Genomic DNA, 2105 nt, shown 5'->3' on the forward strand with positions numbered 1-2105 from the left:
TCGGTGACCTCGGTGGACGCGCCGCCCATGACGCCGGCGAGCCCGATCGGGCCGGAGTCGTCGCAGACCGCGACGTCGTCGGGGTCGAGCGCGCGGCTCACGTCGTCGAGCGTCGTGATCTTCTCGTCGGTGCGCGCCCGGCGCACCACGACGTCGCCGGAGACGCGGGCCGCGTCGTAGGCGTGCATCGGCTGGCCGACCTCGAGCATCACGTAGTTCGTGACGTCGACGGCGAGCGAGATCGGCCGGATGCCCGCGAGCAGCAGGCGACGGCGCATCCACCACGGCGTCGGCGCCGTCGGGTCGAGCCCGGTGACCCGCCGGGCCACGAACCGCCGGCACCCGGTGTCGGGCTCGACGCGCACCGGCCACGCCTCGCCGTCCGGGGCCGGCAGGCCCTGGTCGACCGCCGCCGGGTCACCGAAGCCGGCGTCGTACGCGCCGGCGAGCTCGCGGCCCATCCCGCGGATCGACAGTGCGTAGCCGCGGTCCGGGTTGACGGCGATGTCGAGGACCGCCTCGGGGGCCGCCGGGTCGAGCCCGAGCAGGCCGGCGGCGTCGTCGCCCGGGTCCGCGGTGCCGGGCGGCAGCACGAGGATGCCGGAGTGGTCGTCGCCGAGCCCGAGCTCGTCGAGCGCGCAGATCATGCCGTCGGAGACCCGCCCGTACGTCTTCCGGGCGGCGATGGCGAACCCGCCGGGCAGCGTCGTTCCGGGCAGGGCGGCGACCACCAGGTCCCCGATGGCGAAGTTGGTCGCGCCGCAGACGATGCCCTGTGCGGCGGCGGGGTCGGACCCGGCCGAACCCACGTCGACCCGGCAGAACCGGATCGGCTTCTTGAACTCGGTGAGCTCCTCGATCTCCAGGACGCGCCCGATCACCAGCGGACCGGTGACCGGCTCCAGCAGCGCGACGTCCTCGACCTCGAACCCGACGCGGATCAGCGCCTCGGCGAGGTCGTCCGCGGAGGGCTGCTCGGCGAGGTCGACGTGCTCGAGGAGCCAGGAGACGGGGACGCGCACGATCAGGCCTTTCTACAGGGCGGCGAGGGGGCCGGTCCGGGATCAGGGCTCGACGGCGAACGCGCTGGTGAAGCGGATGTCGCCCTCCACCATGTCGCGCATGTCGGGCAGGCCGTTGCGGAACATCAGGGTGCGCTCGAGGCCCATCCCGAAGGCGAACCCGGAGTAGACCTCGGGGTCCACCCCGCAGGCGCGCAGGACGTTGGGGTCGACCATGCCGCAGCCGCCCCACTCGACCCAGCCGGCGCCGCCCTTCTTCTGCGGGAACCAGACGTCGGGCTCCGCGGAGGGCTCGGTGAACGGGAAGTACGACGGCCGCATCCGGATCCGCGAGTCCGGGCCGAACATCGCCCGGGCGAACGCGTCGAGCGTGCCCTTGAGGTGGGCCATGGTCAGGCCCTTGTCGACGGCGAGGCCCTCGACCTGGTGGAACACCGGGGTGTGGGTGGCGTCGAGCTCGTCGGTGCGGAACGTCCGCCCGGGGCAGACCACGTAGACCGGCAGGTCGCGCTCGAGCAGCGAACGGACCTGGACCGGCGACGTGTGGGTGCGCAGGACCTGCTTCGCCGCCGCCGGCTCGACGTGGAAGGTGTCCTGCATGGTGCGGGCCGGGTGGTCCGGCAGGAAGTTCAGCGCGTCGAAGTTGAACCACTCCGACTCGACCTCGGGGCCCTCGGCCACCTCCCAGCCCATCGCGACGAACACGTCGGCGATCCGCTCGGAGGTCTGGGTGAGCGGGTGGCGGCTGCCGCGCGGGTGCCGCTCGGTCGGCAGCGTGACGTCGACGGCCTCCTCCGCGAGCACGCGCTCGTCGCGCTCGGTGAGCAGCACCGCGTGGCGCGCGTCGTACGCGGCCTGCACCGCCAGCCGGGCCTCGTTGACCCGCTTGCCCGCGTCGGCCTTCGCCTGCGGAGGCAGCGACCCGATCTCGCGGCGGGCTAGCAGGACCGGCGAGCGGTCACCGAGGTGCGCGGGCTTCAGCGCGGTCAGCGCCTCGAGCGTCGTCGCGCCGGCGAACGCACTCGTCGCCTCGTCGCGCGCCGCCTCGAGGGTCTCGGGGGACAGCGCGGAGACCTGCTTCGG

General features: G+C 73.9%; 2 protein-coding genes. Both read right to left on the reverse strand.

Annotated elements, in window-relative coordinates; all coding sequences use genetic code 11:
- Positions 1–1022: phenylalanine--tRNA ligase subunit beta (locus tag AC0CYZ_RS07080; protein WP_472213702.1), on the reverse strand; the 1022-nt coding region annotated here is incomplete at its 3' end.
- A gap of 42 nt (positions 1023–1064) precedes the next feature.
- Positions 1065–2087, reverse strand: coding sequence for a phenylalanine--tRNA ligase subunit alpha (gene pheS / locus AC0CYZ_RS07085; RefSeq protein ID WP_472213704.1), 1023 nt, complete (start codon positions 2085–2087; stop codon positions 1065–1067).
- Between the last annotated feature and the right edge of the window lie 18 nt (positions 2088–2105).

Source organism: Actinomycetospora sp. (assembly GCF_055612215.1).